This window comes from Bradyrhizobium sp. GW821-FHT13H05, from assembly GCF_058804065.1.
In genome coordinates this window covers 754,683-775,031 of the sequence record NZ_JBXAPO010000003.1, presented here as the reverse complement: position 1 = coordinate 775,031, position 20,349 = coordinate 754,683, and the positions used below count along the sequence as shown (strand labels likewise).

At 64.3% G+C, this 20,349-nt stretch carries 23 protein-coding genes and 2 tRNA genes; 11 read left to right on the top strand and 14 right to left on the bottom strand.

Annotated elements, in window-relative coordinates:
• Window positions 1–67 precede the first annotated feature (67 nt).
• Window positions 68–1,327: an OmpA family protein gene (locus tag AC1RR3_RS12585; RefSeq protein WP_492822852.1), complete on the bottom strand. Its 1,260-nt coding sequence runs from the start codon at window positions 1,325–1,327 to the stop codon at window positions 68–70.
• Between the two features lie 352 nt (window positions 1,328–1,679).
• Between AC1RR3_RS12585 and dusA the strand changes: the two genes are divergently transcribed.
• Entirely contained in the window at window positions 1,680–2,663 is a 984-nt protein-coding gene (gene dusA / locus AC1RR3_RS12580) for a tRNA dihydrouridine(20/20a) synthase DusA (protein ID WP_492822850.1), read from the top strand.
• 38 nt (window positions 2,664–2,701) lie between these two features.
• Here dusA and AC1RR3_RS12575 read toward each other — a convergent pair.
• A tRNA-Tyr gene (locus tag AC1RR3_RS12575) sits at window positions 2,702–2,787 on the bottom strand.
• Window positions 2,788–2,993: 206 nt separating this feature from the next.
• On the opposite strand from AC1RR3_RS12575, the gene rlmB reads away from it, so the two are divergent.
• Window positions 2,994–3,824: a 23S rRNA (guanosine(2251)-2'-O)-methyltransferase RlmB gene (gene rlmB / locus AC1RR3_RS12570; RefSeq protein WP_492822848.1), complete on the top strand. Its 831-nt coding sequence runs from the start codon at window positions 2,994–2,996 to the stop codon at window positions 3,822–3,824.
• 128 nt (window positions 3,825–3,952) lie between these two features.
• Here the strand turns inward: rlmB and AC1RR3_RS12565 are convergent, their stop codons facing one another.
• Window positions 3,953–4,450, bottom strand: a complete 498-nt coding sequence (locus AC1RR3_RS12565) for a hypothetical protein (protein ID WP_492822846.1) — start codon at window positions 4,448–4,450, stop codon at window positions 3,953–3,955.
• Window positions 4,451–4,493: 43 nt separating this feature from the next.
• Entirely contained in the window at window positions 4,494–4,979 is a 486-nt protein-coding gene (locus AC1RR3_RS12560) for a hypothetical protein (protein WP_492822844.1), read from the bottom strand.
• A gap of 305 nt (window positions 4,980–5,284) precedes the next feature.
• Here AC1RR3_RS12560 and AC1RR3_RS12555 point away from each other — a divergent pair, with 305 nt between their 5' ends.
• Window positions 5,285–5,755, top strand: coding sequence for a hypothetical protein (locus AC1RR3_RS12555; protein WP_492822842.1), 471 nt, complete (start codon window positions 5,285–5,287; stop codon window positions 5,753–5,755).
• 160 nt (window positions 5,756–5,915) lie between these two features.
• Window positions 5,916–5,990, top strand: a tRNA-Thr gene (locus AC1RR3_RS12550).
• Window positions 5,991–6,008: 18 nt separating this feature from the next.
• Here the strand turns inward: AC1RR3_RS12550 and AC1RR3_RS12545 are convergent.
• Window positions 6,009–6,428 carry a GFA family protein gene (locus tag AC1RR3_RS12545; protein WP_492822840.1) on the bottom strand — a complete coding sequence of 140 codons (420 nt, stop codon included), beginning with the start codon at window positions 6,426–6,428 and terminating at the stop codon, window positions 6,009–6,011.
• 212 nt (window positions 6,429–6,640) lie between these two features.
• Between AC1RR3_RS12545 and AC1RR3_RS12540 the strand changes: the two genes are divergently transcribed.
• Window positions 6,641–7,735 (top strand): acyltransferase family protein, encoded by a 1,095-nt coding sequence (locus tag AC1RR3_RS12540; protein ID WP_492822838.1) that lies wholly within the window; start codon window positions 6,641–6,643, stop codon window positions 7,733–7,735.
• A gap of 70 nt (window positions 7,736–7,805) precedes the next feature.
• On the opposite strand, the gene AC1RR3_RS12535 is transcribed toward AC1RR3_RS12540, so the two are convergent.
• A complete protein-coding gene (locus tag AC1RR3_RS12535) occupies window positions 7,806–8,525 on the bottom strand; it encodes a class I SAM-dependent methyltransferase (RefSeq protein ID WP_492822836.1) in 720 nt (239 codons plus the stop codon).
• Between the two features lie 85 nt (window positions 8,526–8,610).
• On the opposite strand from AC1RR3_RS12535, the gene AC1RR3_RS12530 reads away from it, so the two are divergent.
• Complete coding sequence (locus tag AC1RR3_RS12530) at window positions 8,611–9,372, top strand: dienelactone hydrolase family protein (protein ID WP_492822834.1); 762 nt, start codon at window positions 8,611–8,613, stop codon at window positions 9,370–9,372.
• Window positions 9,373–9,381: 9 nt separating this feature from the next.
• Here the strand turns inward: AC1RR3_RS12530 and AC1RR3_RS12525 are convergent, their stop codons facing one another.
• Window positions 9,382–10,101 carry a class I SAM-dependent methyltransferase gene (locus AC1RR3_RS12525; RefSeq protein ID WP_492822832.1) on the bottom strand — a complete coding sequence of 240 codons (720 nt, stop codon included), beginning with the start codon at window positions 10,099–10,101 and terminating at the stop codon, window positions 9,382–9,384.
• A 241-nt stretch (window positions 10,102–10,342) separates the two neighbouring features.
• Window positions 10,343–12,040, bottom strand: coding sequence for a methyl-accepting chemotaxis protein (locus AC1RR3_RS12520; RefSeq protein ID WP_492822830.1), 1,698 nt, complete (start codon window positions 12,038–12,040; stop codon window positions 10,343–10,345).
• 254 nt (window positions 12,041–12,294) lie between these two features.
• Between AC1RR3_RS12520 and AC1RR3_RS12515 the strand changes: the two genes are divergently transcribed.
• Window positions 12,295–12,486, top strand: a complete 192-nt coding sequence (locus AC1RR3_RS12515; RefSeq protein ID WP_492822828.1) for a hypothetical protein — start codon at window positions 12,295–12,297, stop codon at window positions 12,484–12,486.
• A 3-nt stretch (window positions 12,487–12,489) separates the two neighbouring features.
• On the opposite strand, the gene AC1RR3_RS12510 is transcribed toward AC1RR3_RS12515, so the two are convergent.
• Complete coding sequence (locus AC1RR3_RS12510) at window positions 12,490–12,615, bottom strand: hypothetical protein (protein WP_492822826.1); 126 nt, start codon at window positions 12,613–12,615, stop codon at window positions 12,490–12,492.
• A gap of 142 nt (window positions 12,616–12,757) precedes the next feature.
• On the opposite strand from AC1RR3_RS12510, the gene AC1RR3_RS12505 reads away from it, so the two are divergent.
• Window positions 12,758–13,147: a hypothetical protein gene (locus tag AC1RR3_RS12505; RefSeq protein WP_492823157.1), complete on the top strand. Its 390-nt coding sequence runs from the start codon at window positions 12,758–12,760 to the stop codon at window positions 13,145–13,147.
• A 307-nt stretch (window positions 13,148–13,454) separates the two neighbouring features.
• Window positions 13,455–13,709 (top strand): hypothetical protein, encoded by a 255-nt coding sequence (locus tag AC1RR3_RS12500; RefSeq protein ID WP_492822824.1) that lies wholly within the window; start codon window positions 13,455–13,457, stop codon window positions 13,707–13,709.
• Window positions 13,710–13,736: 27 nt separating this feature from the next.
• On the opposite strand, the gene AC1RR3_RS12495 is transcribed toward AC1RR3_RS12500, so the two are convergent.
• The 4 genes from AC1RR3_RS12495 to AC1RR3_RS12480 all read right to left on the bottom strand — a co-directional run bounded on the left by AC1RR3_RS12495 (window position 13,737) and on the right by AC1RR3_RS12480 (window position 16,267).
• Window positions 13,737–13,979 carry a DUF6719 family protein gene (locus tag AC1RR3_RS12495; RefSeq protein WP_129267991.1) on the bottom strand — a complete coding sequence of 81 codons (243 nt, stop codon included), beginning with the start codon at window positions 13,977–13,979 and terminating at the stop codon, window positions 13,737–13,739.
• A gap of 253 nt (window positions 13,980–14,232) precedes the next feature.
• Window positions 14,233–14,943 (bottom strand): outer membrane protein, encoded by a 711-nt coding sequence (locus AC1RR3_RS12490; RefSeq protein WP_492822822.1) that lies wholly within the window; start codon window positions 14,941–14,943, stop codon window positions 14,233–14,235.
• A gap of 288 nt (window positions 14,944–15,231) precedes the next feature.
• Entirely contained in the window at window positions 15,232–15,630 is a 399-nt protein-coding gene (locus AC1RR3_RS12485) for a hypothetical protein (RefSeq protein WP_492822820.1), read from the bottom strand.
• A gap of 214 nt (window positions 15,631–15,844) precedes the next feature.
• Entirely contained in the window at window positions 15,845–16,267 is a 423-nt protein-coding gene (locus AC1RR3_RS12480; RefSeq protein ID WP_492822818.1) for a His-rich protein BRANT, read from the bottom strand.
• A gap of 250 nt (window positions 16,268–16,517) precedes the next feature.
• Between AC1RR3_RS12480 and AC1RR3_RS12475 the strand changes: the two genes are divergently transcribed.
• Together AC1RR3_RS12475 and AC1RR3_RS12470 are read left to right on the top strand one after the other, a co-directional pair.
• Entirely contained in the window at window positions 16,518–17,060 is a 543-nt protein-coding gene (locus AC1RR3_RS12475; RefSeq protein WP_492822816.1) for a tetratricopeptide repeat protein, read from the top strand.
• A 110-nt stretch (window positions 17,061–17,170) separates the two neighbouring features.
• A complete protein-coding gene (locus tag AC1RR3_RS12470; protein WP_492822814.1) occupies window positions 17,171–18,556 on the top strand; it encodes a serine hydrolase domain-containing protein in 1,386 nt (461 codons plus the stop codon).
• On the opposite strand, the gene AC1RR3_RS12465 is transcribed toward AC1RR3_RS12470, so the two are convergent.
• Window positions 18,546–20,114 (bottom strand): S10 family peptidase, encoded by a 1,569-nt coding sequence (locus AC1RR3_RS12465; protein WP_492822812.1) that lies wholly within the window; start codon window positions 20,112–20,114, stop codon window positions 18,546–18,548. The two genes, AC1RR3_RS12470 and AC1RR3_RS12465, sit on opposite strands and share 11 nt — an antisense overlap.
• Window positions 20,115–20,349 lie beyond the last annotated feature (235 nt).

Sequence of the window (20,349 nt, the reverse complement as noted above, 5' to 3'; positions counted from 1 at the left end):
CTGCTGCTGGAACGAAAAATCCCGGCCCCACATCGTGGAGCCGGGATCAGCTGTCTGACGTTTCAGATCAGGTCGACCGGCCTCCGGGCGCGCCGCCGCAAGGCGCGACCTTGAACTCGACGCGCCGATCGAGCGCATCGCTGGCATCGTCCCTGCCGGTGCCCACGATCATCTCGCGCGAGCCCTTGCCACTCGCAGTGAGCCGGTTGCGCAGCGACTTCTCGTTGTCCTCGAGCCGGTCCTTGATGTAGTCGGCCCGCAGCGCCGACAGGCGATCGTTCACCGCCGGCAGGCCGGTGGCGCTGGTATGGCCGACCACTTCGAGACATCCCTGCCTCGCCGCGGTCCGCTCCGCGATCTTCTCGAGCCAGGCATCATAGGGCGCGCGCAGGCTGCGATCGTTGATGAACAGGGTCGAGCCCGGCTTGAACAGGAACTTCACCGCCAGCTTGTCGCTCGACAGCCCGTAGTCCACCACCTTGCCGAAAGCATCCATCGCGGCGCGGGTGCGATGCAGCTTGGCGTTGGCCAGATAGATGCCGTTGTACACGCGCAGTTGCTGGCCGCCCGGTGTCTTCAGGGCGCTCTGATACACTTCGAGCGCATCGCGGTAGCGACGTGAATCGTAGGCCTCGATGCCGTCATTGACCAGTGAGGCCACGACGATACGGTCGGCATAGGCCTGATCGACATTGTCGCCGACCTTGGTGCCCTGGCATGTCTTGATGTAGCTGTCGGTCGATGCATCCTTGGCGAAGACCGGGCTGTCGTTGAAGAACGCCGCCGGCGTCGGGTCGATGCCTTCGGGCAGTGCGCGCGCCACGCCCTTGGAGATGATGGTCTTGGTCTTCATGTCGGCGAGCGCAAGACAGATGCGGTAGGCATCCTTCGCCCCGCCCGCGACGCCGGCATTGTTGACCGCGGTGAAGGTGCCGATCAGCACCACCGGGCTCTTGGCGACGCTCTCGGAGGAGAAGCGCGCGACCTGGAAGCGCGGATAGGTGCTCTTCACGAGATCGGTGATGCGCTTCTCTTCCAGATGGGTCGCATTGGACTGCGCACCGGTGACGCCGTCGATCAAGGGATCGATCACCAGCGTGACCTTGTCAGGTGCGCCGTTGAGATTGGCCTTGGAGAAAAGATCGTTGGCCGCCTTCAGCAGTGCAGCCTCGAAGGGGACCGGCGTCGGTGGCGGCGGTGGGCTTGCCGCCGCAGGCGCCTGGGCCGGCGCCGGTGTCTGGGCCTGGGCCTGTGCCTGGGCAAGGCCGGGCACAGTGCCGCAAATCACGCACAAGACCAGTCCGAGAGAGCCGCGAGGAATCTTCATCGTTGAACCTCCCAATGGAAATGAGTGCTTGTAGCAACGGTATTTGACGATTGATGGTGATCTACTTCACTGTTCCCTCGCATCTGCGATGAAGTTGATGCGGGCAAGCCATTCATCGCAGCGGCGGTGTCGATCAGCATTCTGCCGCGAACTTATGCGGCACAAGCGATGCCAGCGGCAGTGCGCCTGTCACAGCCTCCGTGCAATGGCTGCGGAATCCCAGTAGAATTTCGGCCAATTTGGCTGCTGGTGTAGATACATAGGGCGGCTTTCGCTATGATCCGCAAAATCTGCGGAGATTGACCGATAGTCTCCGCACCATGTCAAATCTCGATGTGAGATCGTATAAACTGTGACGTCGCAATACTATCGTTTTTCCGTGGCCCCCATGATGGACTGGACCGACCGGCATTGCCGCGTGTTCCATCGCCATCTGACCCGGCGGGCGCTGCTCTATACGGAGATGCTGACCACCGGGGCCGTGATCCATGGCGACCGCGAGCGGTTACTCGGGTTCGACGCGAGCGAGCATCCGGTGGCGCTTCAGCTTGGCGGTTCGGATCCGCGCGATCTGGCTGAATCGGCGCGGATCGGCGAAGCATTTGGCTATGACGAGATCAATCTCAATGTCGGCTGTCCGTCGGATCGCGTGAAGGATGGGCGTTTCGGCGCCTGTCTGATGGCGGAGCCGGAGCTGGTGGCGAGATGCGTCGCGGCAATGAAAGGCGCGGTCGCCGTGCCCGTCACGGTGAAGTGCCGCATCGGCATCGACGATCAGGATCCTGAAGTCGCACTCGATAAGCTTGCGCGCGCGGTGGTCGCCGCCGGCTGCGATGCGCTGATCGTCCACGCCCGAAAAGCCTGGCTCAACGGCCTGTCACCGAAAGAGAACCGCGACATCCCACCGCTCGACTATGATCGCGTCTATCGTCTCAAGCGCGCGATGCCAGATCTGCCTGTCATCATCAACGGCGGCATCCTGAGCGTCGATGAGGCCAAAGCACATCTCGAACACGTCGATGGGGTGATGCTCGGCCGCGCTGCGTATCAGGAGCCGTGGCGCCTCCTCTCGGTTGATCAGGACGTCTTCGGCGAAGCTGCGCCGCACGCGACCATGCAGGACGCGTTCGAAGCGATGATGCCCTATATCGAGCAACAGCTGGCACGGGGCATGCGGTTGCATGCCATCACCCGTCATTTCGTCGGCGCATTCTTCAGCGTGCCCGGCGCGCGAGCTTTCCGGCGACACCTGGCCGAGCACGGCACGCAGCCCGGGGCCGACGTCAGCGTGCTAAGGGGCGCGATCGCCAAGATCTCGGAGAAGCAAGCTGCTTAACGCCAACGATAACACGCCGCATCGCGCGCGCGTGAGGTTGGTGGGGGAGGCAGGACTCGAACCTGCGAAGCCATGAGGCGGCTGATTTACAGTCAGCTCCCTTTGCCACTCGGGACACTCCCCCGCTCAACGGCAGCACAATCGGGCCGGACCTTGCCGGCGACCGAAGACGGCCATGGAACGTGAAGGCCGCGACAGCCCGGATGGGGGCGCGACCGGGCGCGGTTATGGGCGATGCGGTGGGGCAAAGTCAACCGCGGCGAACAGCTAAAATCGCCCCCGACGCCACCCAAATTGCCATATTCCGGAACCCGTGACACAAGCGAGCCCATGAAGGATAAAAAATTCGCTCCGAGGGGGCCCCGTGGCGGGGCTAAGCCCTTCAACAGGCCCGGAAAATCGGCCGGCCGGCCGGCCTGGCGTGACCGCGATTCGGCACCCGACGGGCCGGTCATCCTCTATGGCTGGCACACCGTCACCATGGCGCTCGCCAACCCTCAGCGCCAGATCCGCAAGCTGACGCTGACCGAGAATGCCGCAAGGCGCCTGGCGGACGAGAACATCGAAACCCGCATAACCCCCGAGATCGTCCGGCCCCAGGAGATCGACCGGCTGCTGTCGCCCGACGCCGTGCATCAGGGCCTGCTCGCGGAGGCCGATCCCCTGCCCTCGCCTGATATCGAGGATCTGGAGCAGGACGGCATGGTGCTGGTGCTCGACCAGATCACCGATCCGCACAATGTCGGCGCGATCCTGCGCTCGGCGGCAGCGTTCGCGGTGAAGGCGATCATCACCACCGCGCGCCACAGTCCGGAAGCCACCGGCGTGCTGGCCAAGGCCGCTTCCGGTGCGCTCGAGCTGGTGCCCATGGTGACCGTGCAAAACCTCGCCCGCGCGCTGACCACGCTGAACGAGCTCGGCTTCCAGACCGTTGGCCTCGACAGCGAAGGCAGCGAGGATCTTTCAGACGTCACGCTGCGCGAGCCGCTCGCGCTGGTGCTCGGGGCCGAAGGCAAGGGCCTCAGGCAATTGACACGCGAGACCTGCAGCGTCGTGGCGCGGCTCGACATGCCCGGCGAGATCAAGAGCCTCAACGTCTCGAACGCCGCCGTGCTCTCGCTCTATGTCGGCGCGAGCCGTCTCGGGCTGATGAAGCGGTAAAGCGTTTTCGAGCGAAGTGGATACCGGTTCGCGTAAAGAAAACGCGTCAGAATGAGACTCCTAGCAAAACAAAGCGCCCGTCCGCTTGGTGCGGACGGGCGCTTCGCAGAACTCAACCGATCAGGCGATCAGTAGTAACGGCGCAGCACGCGACGGCCGCCGTAATACGGCGCGGGCGCGTAGCGGTGAGCGTAGCCGTAGCGCGGACCATAGCCGTAATGCGCGCGCGGCAGATAGCCGGTGCGCGGGCCGTAGCCATAGCGATACGGACGGTAGTACGGGCGGCGATAGGGATAGGCAGCCGGCGCTTCCACAGCGGCGGCGCGATAGCCATAGCCGTAGCCATAATTGGCGGGGGCAACGACCGCGTCCTCACGGTAGGTCGGATGCGGCGCGAAGGCGCCCGGGCCGGTATAGGTCGGGCCCTGGTTGACGTAGTAGTACTGCGTGGTCGGCTCGGCGAGACGCTCATAGGCGCCATAACCGTAGCCGCCACAGCCGGTGTTGCAGCCGGAATAGACCGGTGCAACCGGCTGGCACGGATTGAAGCCGCAGGCCGCGGCCGGCGCGGCCCCGACGAACATCACGGCAGCTGCCGCGACCAGTCCCGAAATCATCTGACGCATTACTCTCTCCTGTTGATTTCCGTTTGTTGGATTTTGACGTTTCTTAACCCGGCGGTTTGACGGGCATTTCTGCATGCGGCCGCGGCCGAGGACGCCGCGGACGATCATTGATGTCAGGCGCGAAGATCACCGGCGGCGGATCGGTCGGCACGTCCATCTGCGGCGGCAGCGGCGCCGATTGCGCGCCCCAGCTCTGGTGATAGCTCTCGGCAGGCTTCGGCAATTTGCGGTTCGCGGGCGGTTCGACCTCGAGCCGGCCATAGCCCGGCCGCAAGCCCAGCGTCGGATAGTAGTGGCCGACGTCCTCGGGCTGCCGCTCGGCGATGTAGCGTCCGCCATAGATGGTCGGCTGCACCTGGTTGTTCTTTCCGAGGCCCCAGACCCCCTCGACGACGCTATAGGACGCGTCGATATTGTTGATGATGATGGGCACGCCCGGGCGGCCAGGCACGACGATATCGAAGCCGCCGCCGGCAAACGCCGTCGCAGGCAGTCCGATCAAGAGAGCAGCGAGCGCCACAACGCGCATGAGGGGATCCCGGTTATCCGGCGACAACCTATCCGATCACGACGCAGAGAGGGTTAAGGCCTGCTGACCAAATTCAGGTAAGGCTAACGCGCAAGGATCGACAGCGGCTCAAATGCCGTGAGGCGCGCTAGCGAAGCGTTAACGCGACGCAAATCCGGCGTGAGTGCCGGAGCGCGCAAGGTTGCGTGGCACAAACTGCACATCCTGGGCGGGCTCACGTCGATGTGACCCCGCAGGCGAGAATCCGCGGAACGACCGCGCGATGTCGCACTTAGCACAGGTCTCAACAACATGGAGAAAATGCCATGACGAGCCTGAAGCTTCTTGGCCTGGCCGCAATCGTCGCGTCCACGCTGGCAACACCGGCCTTCGCGCAAGCCACGGCCGACAATTCCGGCCGCTGCACGGGGCTCTTCCAGGATCCCAATTGCCAGAATCTCGGCCCCGGCAATCCCGCGACCGATCGCGCCTATCGGCGCCGGCACGTGGCCCGACAGGTGAACCCGAATGACCGAAATCAGTCTGGCTTCTGGCCGGTAGACACCGCGGGCGCAGTCGCTGGTGCCGCCGTCGGTACCGCGGCAGCCGTTGCGTCTGCACCGTTCCGCGGCTGGGACAATTCCTATGCCTATGACAATTCCGGCGGCTACGATGGCCGATACGGCGAAATGGGCTGGTACGGCAATTGGGATACCTATGCGGCCCGTAACGGCATCGTTTGTCGGCCCGGTACCTGGGTCAAGGGCGAAGACGGCCGTCAGCACATCTGCCAGTAAGGCCTTCTACCGGGTTGAATGGTTGCAGGCGGCCCATTGGGCCGCCTGTTTCATGCCGGCAAAACCCCGCCTTCGAGTTCTGGCACTTTCCGCCCAAGTCTGATATTGCGGCGCGGGCGGACAGCCCCGGCGCATGCCGGCCCTGCCGCTTCCCAGCGTCGCCGGCTTAGCTCAGCGGTAGAGCAGCGGTTTTGTAAACCGAAGGTCGGGGGTTCAATCCCCTCAGCCGGCACCAGCGCTCGACGCCTGTCCCTCAGCTTGTACGCTTCCGCGCGCTGCCATGCTGAAGATGCTCGACGCCGGCGCCGTCGATCACCACCCAGGCATGTTTCGACTGCTCGAAGACGGATCTGATCGGCGCCGGGAAATTCGGATCCGCGATGGCGCCGACGGCCACGCCGAGCATCGCCGGCAGATTGTCGGCTTTCCAATAGACCGTCGAGCCGCAGTCGGAGCAGAAATAGAAGCGGACCTTGCCCCCGCCTTCGGCGGCACGCACGTATTCCCTTGGCGCGCCGGAGATCGTGACGACTTCGACCGGATAGAACGCACCGACACCGAACGGCGCCCCGGTTCGCCGCTGGCAGTCGATGCAATGACAGGCCGCGACCAGATTGGTTGGACCCGGAAGCGACAGCGCGACTGCGCCACAACTGCATCTGGCATCGATCATCGAAAGGCTCTCCTTCTCGGAGGTCTATGCCTGAGCTACGCGGAAGTTTGCTCAATTGTAGATCGCGTGGCGAGCTGGGCCGCAGGAAAATCCCGTTGGGAACCACCATGGCATGAAGACAATGATCGGTTGGATGGAACGATCCTTAAAATTTGCAGATGACGGCAATCTGAGGTAGGAGTTGAAACCAAGAAACAACCCACGGCAAATTCATGCGACTGAGGTTCCTGGATGGACTGCGCGGCTGGGGCGCGGTCGTTGTTCTGCTCTACCACACCTTCTGGGGCAGTCTGCCGCCCGCCGCCGGCTTCAAAATGCTTAACAGCTATTTGCCGTTCAACGGGCCGCTTGCGGTCATGGTTTTCTTCATCGCTTCCGGATTCTCGCTCACCGTACGGTATCTCGACAAGGGAGACCTTCACGGCTGGCTCAGGATCCTGAGAGGCCGTTACGTCCGCCTCGTCATTCCCATCCTGTCTGCCTGCCTGGTCATGCATCTGGCAATGGTCATCGGCGCCGTGTCTCCGGCCGCCGATCGATTGCGGGATTTTCAATCTACCCTCGACTTCGACCCGACAATCGAGCACCTGCTCCGGTTTGCTCTGTGGGACGTCTTCTTTGCCTACACTCCGGAGCATACCTATATCGGACCGCTCTGGACGATGGGACCGGAACTCATCGGTTCTTTCTTCGTGCTGGCGCTCGTCCTGGTGCTCGGCCGCGCAACGTGGCGTCTTCCCGCCCTTGTCCTGATAGCGCTTGGCATCGTTCTGTTTGCGCCAAACTACCGCATCCAATTGCTGTCACTGTTCCCGGTCGGCGCCGCCATCGCCGATTGCTTCAATCGCGGCTGGATCGAGAAGTGTCCAGTCGTCGCTGCCGCCGCACTGATCGGAATCGGGGTTGCTCAACCGTTCATCGCAACCGAGATGTCGGCAGTGATCCTGCTTGGCGCGAGCCCATTCACCTTGGGATGCATCTGTCTGCGTCCGGTGCGCGAGTGGCTTTCCACTCCCCTCTCCGCGCATCTCGGCGAGATATCATTCCCGCTCTACCTGATCCACGGCCCCGTGATCGTGTTGATCGGGGAGCCTCTGACGCGTCACACGGAGAGTCTGTCGTGGCGCATCGGCATCGACCTCCTGGTCGTCATATTGTCTTTCGCGGCCGCTTACGCGTTCGCGCCCGTCAACAAACAGGCCATCGCAGCATCGCATCGCTTCGACGACCTGTTTGCCGCGGGCCGCGCGAACGTACAAAAACTCCAACGCGAGGAGCGCCCCACGACGGCCCGCGAGGTTGCATGATTGAAAGGGTGATGAACCCCTCAACCTGGTGTCTCAAGCTGCGACCACCACAACGGCAGCAGCGTCAGGATTAGCGCACCGGCAAACGCGCCGAACATTCCGATTGCGGCAATTCATCCAGCCGCCACAGCCCGAGGCTCTTGTCGCGCCAAGCGCCGCCGCCCTCCTCGCAACGCTCATTGATCAGCGCGCGCGGCACCGGCCAGTTGAACGGCGCTTGTTCCATGTTCAACGCGCGCCAGTCGCCGTCCTCGCAATCGCAATTGCCGTCCGATTCAGGAAATGTCGTCACCAGCAGGAAGCGCGCGCCGCTGGCGCGAAAGTTCGCGACGGCGCGGGCGATATTGTGGAAACTCAGATGCACCAGACAGTCCCGGCAGAGAATGACATCCGCGTTCGGCAGCGCATCGCGCGTGATGTCGGCAACGCGGAAGCGGCCGGCGAGTTCGCCGCGGGCCGCGCGCTCGCTGTTGGCCGCGATCAACGACGGCACGATATCGAGGCCGGTATAGTCGATGTCGAGCTCGATGCGACTGATCCAGCCCGCATCGCCGCAGGGCGCATCGAGCAGCGCGCGCGCGCCGAGCCGGTGCAGCAGTGCAGGAAGCGCGTCCCGGATCGCGGCGGTGGCGGAATCCTCCGAGCCGAGGCCCGACACCGAGGTGGCCGCGCCCCACAGGTTCGTCCGCTCGATGTGCTCGAACCGCGCGGCAAGATCGAGGCCCGCGAAATTGTGGCGGTCGGCCACGAACCGCTCATGGGCGAGCACGGGAGGACGATTGGTGATCATGGAGCAGGACGCGAGTCAAAATTCTGTCGCAACCTTACCATACAGCGGCGCTCTATCTCCAAAAATCTCCCTTGCGAGCGCACCGATGATCACCCGACGAACGGCGTTGACTGCCATTGCCGCACTGCTGGCGCCCGCGACCGTGCGCGCCGCGCGGGGCGAGGAGTTCAGCGTCACCTCCGGCCATGACAGCCTGCCGGTGTCGCGCTACGCGGCGACAGCGGCCGGGAAGCGCCCCGCCGTGATCGCGCTGCACGGATCGCGCGGCATCGAGCTCAGGCCGCGTGCCTATGAGCGATATGTCGAGGCGCTGACGGCCAGCGGCATCGACGCCTATCTTCTCCGCTACATGACGCCCGCCGATACGGCTGCGCTGACGTCGAAGTCCAGCACACATGAGAGCCGCGACGCCTATTACACGACGCGGTTCGACGGTTGGGCCGACACGGTCTCCAGCACCGTGACGGCGATCCAGGGTCGACCCGAGAGTTCGGGGCATATCGGCCTGCTCGGCTTCTCGCTGGGCGGCTACATCGCGGCCGACGCCGCCGCGCGCGACACGCGCATCGCCGCGCTCGCCGTGCTCTATGGCGGCATGCCCGAGGCCATGGTCGCCAAGGTCAAGCACCTGCCGCCGCTGATCGTGCTGCATGGCGAGGAGGACCGCAACGTGCCGATCGCTGAAGGACGAGAGCTCGTTGACCTCGGCAAGGCCGCCGGCGCCGAAGCCGAGTTCGTGCCATATCCAGGCAAGGCCCACGGCTTTGACTTCTCCGATACCGACCCGGCGACGCCGGATGCGATCGATCGCGTCACGCGGTTCTTCCAGGCGAAGCTCGCCGTCTGACCGCCTCCGTCAGGCCGGCTTCTGCCACTCCATGATGTGGAAGAAAGGCACGCGGCGGTGACGTTCATTCCTGTCGGAATCGCCGCCTGTGGGCTGCGGCTCGACAAACAGGCGCAACTGGAGTCCGTGATCGAGCAGCAGCGTCATGTAGGTGCTGAGCGGACGGTGCCAGTTCTGAATTCGGATGCCGCGCCAAGCCACCCAGGTCGGCCGCTCGTCCATGTAATGATCGATAATGAAGCGCAAGGCGCCATCGCTGTCACGCGTCCAGCCGTCAGGCGGACCGGCGGTGTTGAAACTGGTCAAGTTGGCGATCAGCAGCGTACCGCCCGGCCGCAGCGCCGCCACCATCTTCGCTATAGCCCCAGCGAGATCGGGCATGTCGATCAGGCTGAGATAGCTGATGACGAGGTCATAGGAGGCATCCGCCTCCATCGTTTCGGCGCGGCCGAGCCGATAGTCGCCGTTCGGATCCAATTCCCTGGCACGCGCGAGCAGAGCTGCGGTTGGATCGATGCCCGTGGTGCGGATGCCCGCGCGCTGCATGATGCGGCAGAAGCGCCCCTCGCCGCAGCCGACATCCAGCGCGTTGCGGAAGCCGCGCCCTTCGATCCGTGCACGCATCGGCGCGTCCAGGACGAAGCGGCGGCCGTAGTCGCCGTCCTCACCCTGCTCGGCGATCCAGGCGGCTGCGGACGCGGCCCAGCCGTCGCTGACATCTTCGCTCATGGATCGGCCTTCGGGAGTCAACGCGGGCACAAGCCGCCGCGGGGACGGCTACTGACCACAGATTGGACCGAAGTTCAACATGAGGAAGCATCAGGTCCCATGCGCTCCACCACCACGGCCAGTATGGTCGCAGATGCGGCTACGGCCGTCATCATGACGGCCGTGCTGCTCGCGATCGCAATAGGATTTCTGCTGGCGTGTAACCGCCATCGACGCGGCGGACGTCAGCCGCCGCGCAGGCTCAGGCGGCGCGCACCGTGCGCAGGAATTTTCCGACTTCGTCCTTCAGCCGGTTGCTGTCGGTCGCCAGCATCTTGGCGGTCGAGAGCACCTGCGAGGAGGCCGAGCCGGTCTCGGCCGCGCCGCGCTGCACGTCGGTGATGTTCGAGGAGACCTGCTGGGTGCCGTGAGCGGCCTGCTGCACGTTGCGCGAGATCTCCTGGGTCGCGGCGCCCTGCTCCTCGACGGCGGCGGCAATGGTCGACGACACCTCCGAGAGCCGTTCGATCGTCGCGGAAATATCGCGGATCGCGTTGACGGATTCCTGGGTCGCGGTCTGAATGCCGGAAATCTGCTGGCTGATCTCACCGGTCGCCTTGGCGGTCTGCTCGGCCAGCGTCTTCACCTCGGAGGCAACGACCGCAAAGCCGCGGCCGGCTTCGCCGGCGCGTGCGGCTTCGATCGTGGCATTCAGCGCCAGGAGATTGGTCTGCCCGGCAATGGTGTTGATCAGCTCGACGACGTCGCCGATGCGCGTGGCCGCAACCGACAGCTCGCTGACGCGCTCGGTCGTGGTGCGGGCCTGGGTAACGGCTTCACCGGCCATCCGCGCCGATTCCTGCACCTGGCGGCTGATCTCGTTGACCGACGAGGACAACTCTTCCGTAGCGGTCGCGACCGACTGCACGTTGCCGGAGGCTTCGCCCGACGCCATCACGACGACCGAGGTCAGCTCCTGCGCGCGATGCGCGGTGGTGGCCAGCGTCGAGGACGATGCCTCGAGCTCGGTGGAGGCGGACCCGACGGTTTCGATGATCTCGCCGACCGCGCGCTCGAAGCCGTCGGCAAGGTTGATCATGTCGCGCTTGCGCTGCTCGGCCGCCTGCTTCTCCGTTTCGGCCTGTGCCGCCTTGAGGCGCTCGACCTCGAGGCCGTTGGTCTTGAATATCTCGACGGTTCTGGCCATGTCGCCGATCTCGTCGCGGCGGTCCTTCTCAGGTACCTCGATCTTGAGATCGTTGCTGGCAAGGCCTTCCATCGCGAGCTTGAGCCGTGCAATCGGCTGCGACATCGCCTTGAGGCCAATGAACAGCGCGATGGCGATGCCCAGCAGCAGGCCGCCGGCGCTGACGCCCATCACGGTCCAGGTCGCGGATTTGGCGTCGCGGTTGATGGCTTCCTTGCGAGCTGCAACAGCTTTCGAGACCTCCGCCGTGAATTTGGCGACGCGATCCAACGATGCGTCGATCAACGGGTCGCACTCCTTGTGGGCGCGCTCTGCCGCCTTTGCGTTCTCGTCCGGGCTGCTCGCCTGGGCGCCGGCCTGAAGCACCGGATCGCAGCCGCCGAAGACCGCCTTCAACTGGCCGCTGATACTCTTGATCTCGGCCGTACGGGAAGGATCATCCTTTTCCGCTGCATCGAGGTATTGGGCGATCTCATTGCGGTTCTGGTTTGCGGTCTTGAGGCGATTGGCGTTGCCCGCTTCGGTGGCTTCGGTGAACACGGCGTAGAGAGCGGCATGATAGGTCTCGATGCGGCGCTGGGCCCGTGTGATATTGAGCGCCGCCGATTGTGCAGCATCGAGCTCGCCGAAGCCGTCGACAGTCGCAGACAGCTCGCGCGTGCCGAAGCCGGCCACGGCGACCATCGCGCAGCCCATCACGGCCACAATCAGCGCGACCTTCCACACGATCTTCAAGTTGTTCAAAAAGCTCATCTCAGCCGTCCAATGATTTTCCGGTCCCAGCGACCGAAGCTGCCCCAGCCGCGCCATTGGAACCGGCGGACGTTAAAAATTAATACCAAATGGTCCGAGTAATCTTACGGAAAAATAACTTTCCGCCGCTCCGTCGTAAGCGTCGCGTAAGCTTCAGCCTCCTTCATCGGCACCGCGCCCCGCACACCCGACCGGAACCATTGGCCAGCGTCGGTCGTTCTCGGCCCATGCGGATCAGAGAAGAAAATCGAAACATGTTTCTGCTCGGGGCGGTGATGCTTTGCTGCATCGTCGTGGCCGGCACGCTCGCGCTGTTCGAGCCCGTCTTCGGACAGGCGCCGGAGAGGCAGGTCGCCGACAGCAGGTCAGTCGGTGCCGAAGTCCCGGCGGCGGTCCGGGTGGTCGGAGCGCCATTCGTGCCCAACGTCAAACCGCGCGAGCGATAGCGCTCAGGTCGGGGAGGCGCCTTCGCCCTCGCCAGGCTGGACATGGGCACGCGCCAGTTCCTCGACGAACGCGATCACCTCCGCCCGCTTGTCGGGCGGCAGCTTCAGGAACGCGCGAACGAGCCTCAAGCCCTCAGCTTCGTCCGACTGTTCTTTTCCGGCATCCATCCGCCCACTGTCGGGCGCCCGGGAAAAATATGCAATCCCTTGCAGGATACCTTCTTGATTCGTCCCTCGAGCTTTGGTGGAATGGCTGCAACAAAGGTGGCCCATGAAGTGGATCAGGGAGCGCGACGCACTGATCGCGCAGACACTGGCCTTCGTCCAATCGGTAACCGGCAAGAAGGATGACCTCCATCCGCCGGAGCCCCCTCCTGCTGCATTCGCGATGACTGCGGAGATCGTGACCGTCCAGGCCATTGCGGTCCCAACCGAGACGCCGCCGGCGGTATCTCCGCCCGCCCCGGAGGTTCGGCCCGTCCTGGTCACGCCGCCGCGCACGGGGGGCGAGTTCCGGACCGAAATGCAGGCCCGGATTGCCAACTTCCGAAAGCATCAGGAACGGTTCGAGCGTGAACGCGAGGAATATTGCGCGGCCACCCTGACAAAACTCCGCGCCGCCATCCGCGACCCCTCCTCCCATCCGCCGGCCGACAAGTAAGGCAGGCGCCGGTTCGGCAGTGGGCTTACAGCCAGGACCAGACCAGCCAGAGATTGGCTGCGCAGGCGCCGAACAACGCCAGCGTCAGCGGCAGAAGCATGTGCCCGCAGGAGGTTTTCAGGTCGCTCGTCATGGCCGAAAACATCCGCTGATTCCGGCCGATGAGTCCCAGGGATTCTTTTTTTGCGGATTCAGGACTCGTTAAGGACTCAGGGCCCGACGGTCTGATCACGGTCCCGTGATCGCCCTATCGACCGGAACCCCTCGCCAGGGAGAGTCGTTAACGCGCTTTCCCGGAGCGGAAAGAATGCCCTACGCCCTGTTCTGTAACGACGCCCAGATCAGCAAAGCCTATCCTGATGAGTCCGACGTCTGGAAATTGGCGCAGCGGAGCGGCCTGGTCGTGGATGTCAGCGCCGATGACGAGCGTGCCGGGCCGCGCCGGGTGCTCGACAATGACTACGAGATCAAGCCCTGTCGGGCCGCCCAGGGCGAGGACCCCGCCAGGAACAAGGCCGAGGCCGAGCGGCAGTCCAGATTAGAGCTTCAGCTGAATTCTTGAGGTCCGGCCCGGAAGCCGGAGGGGATTTCAGGGTGTCGCGGTCGCCAGCGAGGCCTGCTCGCCCGCCAGCGCCACGCAGGCCTTGCGGCGATGCAGGCCGCGGATTGCGCCTGTTACCTTCAGCACCTTGCCGGACGGACAGGAGGCGTCCTTGACGAAGGCCACCTCATAGGGGGCCAGCATCAGAGGCTCGGACTTGAGGATTGTCTGTGCAGCGCACGGCAAGGAAATGAAGCACGAGAGCACACCAGCCGACACCAAGATACGCATGTCCGTCGTCCCACCAGCCCGGTAATTCTCATATAACGCCTTCCGGAGCGTGAGTTCCGTAAGTCGCAAAAATTATTTTTGCTTTACGCCAGCCCCATGACACGCGTGAGAAGGCGCGCGCCGGACTGTTTGCTTGCAAATGACGCGCCAGATGGTTCACGCAAAGCAAACAAGGGTGGACAAGCGACAGGCCGGCAAACGAAAGGCCGGCGTGAAGCCGGCCTTTGTCAGATCTGGGATCGCCGCTGGCTGGTCAGTAGCGCGAGGCTGCCGGACCGCCCCAGCCGAAGCGATAGTTCACGCCGACCTTGACGGTATGCTCGTCCTCCCGGCCACGGACGCCGACGACGTCGGCCGGACCGGAGGTGATCGTCGTGCTGCCAAAGTTGTAATACTGGTACTCGGCCTTCGCCGACCAGTTCGGTGCGAACATGTATTCGAGGCCGGCGCCGACGGTGTAGCCGTCCTTGTTGTTGCCGGTGGCGGTGAAGGCCTGCGGCACGCCGGCGACGTTGACGCCAAGACCGCCGTTGCGCCAGGCATAACCACCCTTGGCATAGACCAGCGCCGGTCCCCAGGTGTAGCCGATGCGGCCGGTCACCGAGCCGAGCTGGTCGGTGTTGGACGTCACCTGCGTCCCCAGCGGGAACGTGACACCGTTGTTGTTGGTCGGCAGCCAGGAATACTGGGCCTCGATACCCACCACCCAATTGGGCGCGAACTGGTAGTCGAAGCCGCCCTGCACGCCGCCGAGGAAGCGGGCGTCGCTCGACTGGAAGCTGCTGTCACCGGCGAACGCGCCGCCGACATGACCGCCGATGTAGAAACCGGTCCAGTTGTAGATCACCTGCGGCGGCGTATAGGCCGGTGCCTTGGTGTAGGTCCGCGGCTGCATGTCGGCCGCTGCGGCCGGCGCGGCCAGCGCCAGCAGAGCGGCTGCAGCGCCCAGCAAAATCGTCTTCATGATCATCCCCGTTCTTTCAAATTCGACACTCAGGAAACAACGTGGCGTGAATTAGGTTGCTTCGCGGCGATGCCGGAACGTTGATCGTTCGTAACTGTGACGGGGTGGCAACAACGCGATTTTGTTCCGTCACGCCTGCTCGCACCGACTGTTTTTCGTCGTCTGCACAAGGCAGGCCGTAACGATTTGTCGCGAGGTCAACGAGCCCCGTTCAAAGCTCGCCAAAATGTGATCCAGCGGCTCCGGCGGCCCCTGTTCTAGCACCGGCCGATGAAGGCGGGCTTTGCGCTACCGCGTCATCTTTTCCAGTTCCGGAAAGGGTGCGTAAACCGCGCCGGTGCAGAGCTCGCCGGCGCGGTCGACGATGCGGTCGCCCCGCCCGTTGACGAAGACGGCGGCCCGTTCGCGCATGGCCTTGTAGCTGCCGTCGCTCTCGCGTGGGGTGAAGTGCAGGCAGGCGACATAGAACTGCCGTCCGCCGATCTCGCGCAGCATCGGCTCGGCCATGCTGGCCTCGCGCACGCCGACGGGATTGTTGAGATAGGCGCGCATCAGCGCCAGCGTATCACTGCGAAAATTGTCGGGAAACGACTGCGGCCCTCCGGCCTGGCTTCCCTCCATCAGAGAGGGACGGTCACCGTCACTGCCGAAACATGCCGCGAGCGCCAACGGCAATACCAGAACCATCGCACATCTCGCCAATCGCCCCACAGTCACGCTCTCCGCTCGCTCAAGTCAGGGAGACGTTCTAGCCCCAAGGTTGCACGAAGGGAATTCGCTTGCGCAACGCACCGTCCCGCCGCCGGTGCCTTTCGCTTTCGCGCAAGACGCCGGAACGGCGGGGCGGGCCTGAAGTCCGCACGCGGCAGCGGGGCAATGCCAGGGATGCCGCCGCGCGGGATCAGAGTTGGCTGCGCTTCTCGATCGTCACCGGCTTGGTGACATCGGGCTGCGTCTTCAGCGACTTCTTGGCTGACAGATGCTTGTGGTGATGGCGATGCGTGCGCACGGCCTTGTGCTCGTCGGGCGTGACCGCAGCGTTCGCATTCATCGCCTTCGACTTGGTGTCGAGCTTGGCGTCCGCCTTGACGTCGGCGGCCTTTGCAACGGAAGCCTTGGTATCGGAAGCCTTGGTATCGGAAGCCTTGGCATCCGAAGGCTTGACGCTGGCATCCGGTTTCGCGGCGGTGGTCGACGCCTTGGTCTGGCTCTGGTCCGCCTTGATCACCGGCGCGGGCGTGGTGGTCTTGGCGGTCTCGGCGGCGAAGGCCGGGGCTGCGATCACGGAGGCTGCAAGCAAGGCTGCGGAAATGGTCTTCAACATGGTTTGTCTCCTCTTGGAAGGATCTTGAGACGGCGCCCTCTCGCCGACCCTTCGATCGTAGCTGGGAGCCTAGGCGGGGCGCACTGAACCCAGTCTGAAGCCGGCTGCAGGCTTCCGTTCATCTGGATGACAAGTTTGTCATCTGCGGCAGGGCGAATCGGCGGGGCAGCCGGGAATGTTTTTGCCCGGCGGGTGTTCCGGTCTTCAGGCAATCGTGTAGGATCGCCACGTTCCATACGGGAGAACTTAGATGCGCAAACTCTCAATGCTTGTTGTGCCGGGACTTGTCGCCATGACGCTGGCGGTCGCGCCGGTGTTGTCCAGCGCCTACGCCGCGGGCAGCGACGAGCCGTCCTCGCCACCCAAATCGGACTCCTCGTCCAAGAAGGGCAAGAAGAAGAGCTCCTCCGTCAGCGATCCGAAATTCCTCGCGGCCTATCGCACCGCCTACACCACGATCTACGACAGCCACGACTACAACGGCGCGATCGGCCAGCTGAAATCGCTCAAGCGCGACGACGTCGCCGACGTCGCCAATCTGATCGGCTATTCCTATCGCAAGCTCGGCGACTACCAGTCATCGAAGGTCTATTACGAGCTGGCGCTCAAGGACGATCCGAACCACGTCCGCACCTGGCAGTATTACGGCCTCTGGCAGCTCGAGCAGGGCAACCGCGAGCAGGCGCAGTATCACCTGAACAAGATCGCCTCGCTCGCCGGCACCGACAGCTCCGAGTACCGCTCGCTTGCGGCCGCGCTCGACAAGCCGACTGGCGCGACGCTCGTCTACTGAAGACCGCGCATCTTCGAACGAAACGAACGGGCACAACCTTGGGGTTGTGCCCGTTCCGCTTTCTCGGCTAGCTTCCCGCACCAAATCTTTCCCACGCAAATTGGTGCGCAATGGACAAGTGGCTGCGATCCGCGATCGACTACATCAGTTCCTGGATCGAATTCCAGCAGACCACAATCCAGCAGCCCGGCGTCATCGTCGCCTTTGCCTATCGCGGCGAGATCGTTGCCGAGCACGCCTTCGGCCTCGCCAATCTCGACACCGGCGAGAAACTCACGCCGCGCCACCGCTGCCGCATTGCCTCGCACTCGAAGAGCTTTACCTCCGCCGGCATCATGAAGCTGCGCGAGCAGCGCAAGCTCCGGCTCGACGACACGGTCGGCCAATATGTCAGCGGCCTGCATCCGCGCGTCGCCGACACGACCATCGCGCAGCTGCTCTCGCACAGCGCCGGGCTGACGCGCGACGGCGCCGATTCCGGCCAGTTCATCGATCGTCGTCCGTATCTGAGCGCCAAGGAATTGCTCGCGGAGCTGACGCTGCCGACCGCGATCGAGCCCGGCACGCGCTTCAAATATTCCAACCACGGCTTTGGCCTGCTCGGTCTTGTGGTCGAAGCCGTGACGAAGGAGCCCTACTCCGTCTGGATCAAACGCGAGATCATCGAGGTTGCAGGCCTGCGCGAAACCGAGCCGGACGCGCCGCTTCCGAAGGGCGCATCGTTCGCGCGCGGCCACACGCGAAGAGTGCCGCTGGGCGAGCGTTGCGTCATCCCCGGCGTCAATCCCACGAACGCGATGGCGTCCGCGACGGGCTTCACTGCCACCGCCGCCGACACCGCCCGCTTCTTCGCGCAGCTCGCGCCCAATGCGAAAAAGAGCCTGCTGTCGGTCGCCAGCCGCCGCGAGATGACTCGACATCATTGGCGCATCCCGCAGAGTTTCGAGGCCTATTACGGCCTGGGTATCGGCGCCGGCAAGCTCGACGGCTGGGACTGGTTTGGCCATGGCGGCCACTTTCAGGGTTACATCTCGCGGACCTGCGCCATTCCCGCCTGCGAGCTCGCGATCAGCATCATCAGCAACTCCATCGACGGCGCAGCGCCGTTCTGGATGGACGGCGCGATGCAGATCCTGCGCACGTTCAAGACCCGCGGCGCACCCGACCGGCGTGTACGCGACTGGACCGGCCGCTGGTGGACGATGTGGGGCGCGACGGATCTCGTGCCGATGGGCGACCGGGTGCTCATCGCCAACCCGCAGTTCAACAATCCGTTCATGGATGCCGGAGAGATCGAGGTGACCGGCCGCGACACCGGCAAGCTCGCCTGGGCCGCCGGCCATTCAAGCCATGGCGAGCCGGTGCGCCGCGTCCGCGACGCACGCGGCAAGGTCAGCGACGTCTGGATTGCGGGCGCCAATGTGAAGCCGGCGAGCGTTGTGGCGCGCGAGATTGCGCGTCGCTATCCGCCCCGCAGGCGCCGGCCTACTCCCTGATCAATGCCTCGACCTCGCTTCGCAACGCCTGCCGCGAGCCGTCGCGCGAATAGAACATGTGGCCGCCAGGATAGACGACGAATTTCACGCGCTGTGTCGCGAAGGCCGGCAGCTGGTCGAGCACCCGCTTCGATCCGAAATAGGGCGTGGCGAGATCGAACAGGCCGTGCGCGACCAGCACGTTGAGCTTCGCATCGGTGGCGAGGATCTGGCGTAAATCCGACACCGATTGCGGCGGGTTGATGCCACGGCCGAAATCCCAATTGCCCTCCACGGTGCCGTTCAGGACTTCATAGGAGCCGTCCGGCCGCCAGTTGAGCTTGCGTGTGAGGACATCGACCGCAGCACTCGTCAGCGGCGCCTGGAGCGCATCGCCTGAGGGATCGCCGAAGCGCGAGCTGCCCGAGTCCGGATAGGGATCGAAGCCGCGCACGGAGGCATCGTAGCGGCCCGTCACCTTGCCGCTCTTGCGGTCGAACTCGCGGCGGAATTCACCGACGTCGAACCGGCCGGCCAGCCTGTGGCTCACCGCCTGGTCGATGCCCGTGAGTTCGGAGACCTTGTCGGCCAAGCGATTGGTGGCCTCCTTGTCGGCCACACCCTTGACGAGATCGGCCAGAAATTCGCCGCGCGCGTAGGCCTCGACGTCTGCGAGATCGGCGCGCTTGACCGGGCCTTTGGCTTCACGCGCCACCGCCACGTAGCTCGGCAGCGTCGCGACATATTGCAGGAGGCTCGTGCCGGTGAACTCGCGGAAATCGAGCAGCGGCGACACCAGGATCAATCCCCTGACGCCGACGCCATGCTGGAGCTGCAACTGGCGCACCACTTTCGGCCCGCGAATGCCACCATAGCTTTCGCCTGCGACGTATTTCGGCGAGGTCAGCCGATCGTGTTTCTCGAGCCAGCGGCGGATCATCAGCGCGATGGAGTTGGCGTCGCCGTCGACGGAGTAGAAGGATTTTCGCGCGTCCTCACCGCTTGCAATGAAGCGGCTGTAGCCGGTGCTAACAGGGTCGATGAAGACGAGATCGGTGAAGTCGAGCCAGGTCTCCGCGTTCGGCTTCACCTCGGGCGAGGCCGACGGCGACAGGGCCTCGCCATCGAGCGGCAGCCGCCACGGACCAGCCGCCCCGAACTGGAGCCAGGCCGAAGATGCGCCGGGTCCGCCATTGAACAGGAACGTCACCGGGCGCGTCGCGCGATCGGCACCGTCGAGCTCATAGGAGGTGTAGGCGATATCGGCCAGCGGCTCGCCCTTGCCATCGAACACGCGGATCGAGCCGGCGGTCGCGGCGAAGTTGAGGGTGCGGCCGGGCAGATCGAGCGTCTGCTTCGTGGTCGAATCCGAGGGAAGACGGTGCGGCTCGGTGGCTGACGGCGAAGCCTGCGTCGCGTTCTGCGCGGTGCTGCCGCGCCCGCCCTTCTGTCCGGCCGGCGCCGTCGTCTCCGATCGCGGCTGCGGCGGATCGTCCGCGTACGCAAATCCCGCGAGCGCGAAAGCCGACATCGCCAGCACCAGGGCCGTGCAACGAAGCGCCGGCAAACTCGTGACCATGATCGTTCTCCCTGCCCGGCTGCGAGAGCCGCTGAGGTCGAAAGGCTAGCGCGGAATTGCGACGGTTTGGGGGATTATGGAGCCGAGGGCGCCCAAGGAGGCCGATCGGGCTCGAAACGACCCGATTTCGCCCTGCTACCGTCAGCCGCCCGTTTGCCTTGAAGAGCGGTCATCCTCGACAATTGAGGCCCAGCTCTATAGACGAGCGCGGCGGAACTTATCTCCAGCCAGCGGC

Excerpts from the sequence above, each read along its gene's own strand:
- AC1RR3_RS12585 (WP_492822852.1), bottom strand. The coding sequence starts at position 1,327 with ATGAAGATTCCTCGCGGCTCTCTCGGACTGGTCTTGTGCGTGATTTGC.
- rlmB (WP_492822848.1), top strand. The coding sequence starts at position 2,994 with ATGAAGGATAAAAAATTCGCTCCGAGGGGGCCCCGTGGCGGGGCTAAG.
- AC1RR3_RS12565 (WP_492822846.1), bottom strand. The coding sequence starts at position 4,450 with ATGCGTCAGATGATTTCGGGACTGGTCGCGGCAGCTGCCGTGATGTTC.
- AC1RR3_RS12560 (WP_492822844.1), bottom strand. The coding sequence starts at position 4,979 with ATGCGCGTTGTGGCGCTCGCTGCTCTCTTGATCGGACTGCCTGCGACG.
- AC1RR3_RS12555 (WP_492822842.1), top strand. The coding sequence starts at position 5,285 with ATGACGAGCCTGAAGCTTCTTGGCCTGGCCGCAATCGTCGCGTCCACG.
- AC1RR3_RS12545 (WP_492822840.1), bottom strand. The coding sequence starts at position 6,428 with ATGATCGATGCCAGATGCAGTTGTGGCGCAGTCGCGCTGTCGCTTCCG.
- AC1RR3_RS12540 (WP_492822838.1), top strand. The coding sequence starts at position 6,641 with ATGCGACTGAGGTTCCTGGATGGACTGCGCGGCTGGGGCGCGGTCGTT.
- AC1RR3_RS12535 (WP_492822836.1), bottom strand. The coding sequence starts at position 8,525 with ATGATCACCAATCGTCCTCCCGTGCTCGCCCATGAGCGGTTCGTGGCC.
- AC1RR3_RS12530 (WP_492822834.1), top strand. The coding sequence starts at position 8,611 with ATGATCACCCGACGAACGGCGTTGACTGCCATTGCCGCACTGCTGGCG.
- AC1RR3_RS12525 (WP_492822832.1), bottom strand. The coding sequence starts at position 10,101 with ATGAGCGAAGATGTCAGCGACGGCTGGGCCGCGTCCGCAGCCGCCTGG.
- AC1RR3_RS12520 (WP_492822830.1), bottom strand. The coding sequence starts at position 12,040 with ATGAGCTTTTTGAACAACTTGAAGATCGTGTGGAAGGTCGCGCTGATT.
- AC1RR3_RS12515 (WP_492822828.1), top strand. The coding sequence starts at position 12,295 with ATGTTTCTGCTCGGGGCGGTGATGCTTTGCTGCATCGTCGTGGCCGGC.
- AC1RR3_RS12505 (WP_492823157.1), top strand. The coding sequence starts at position 12,758 with ATGAAGTGGATCAGGGAGCGCGACGCACTGATCGCGCAGACACTGGCC.
- AC1RR3_RS12500 (WP_492822824.1), top strand. The coding sequence starts at position 13,455 with ATGCCCTACGCCCTGTTCTGTAACGACGCCCAGATCAGCAAAGCCTAT.
- AC1RR3_RS12495 (WP_129267991.1), bottom strand. The coding sequence starts at position 13,979 with ATGCGTATCTTGGTGTCGGCTGGTGTGCTCTCGTGCTTCATTTCCTTG.
- AC1RR3_RS12490 (WP_492822822.1), bottom strand. The coding sequence starts at position 14,943 with ATGAAGACGATTTTGCTGGGCGCTGCAGCCGCTCTGCTGGCGCTGGCC.
- AC1RR3_RS12485 (WP_492822820.1), bottom strand. The coding sequence starts at position 15,630 with ATGGTTCTGGTATTGCCGTTGGCGCTCGCGGCATGTTTCGGCAGTGAC.
- AC1RR3_RS12480 (WP_492822818.1), bottom strand. The coding sequence starts at position 16,267 with ATGTTGAAGACCATTTCCGCAGCCTTGCTTGCAGCCTCCGTGATCGCA.
- AC1RR3_RS12475 (WP_492822816.1), top strand. The coding sequence starts at position 16,518 with ATGCGCAAACTCTCAATGCTTGTTGTGCCGGGACTTGTCGCCATGACG.
- AC1RR3_RS12470 (WP_492822814.1), top strand. The coding sequence starts at position 17,171 with ATGGACAAGTGGCTGCGATCCGCGATCGACTACATCAGTTCCTGGATC.
- AC1RR3_RS12465 (WP_492822812.1), bottom strand. The coding sequence starts at position 20,114 with ATGGTCACGAGTTTGCCGGCGCTTCGTTGCACGGCCCTGGTGCTGGCG.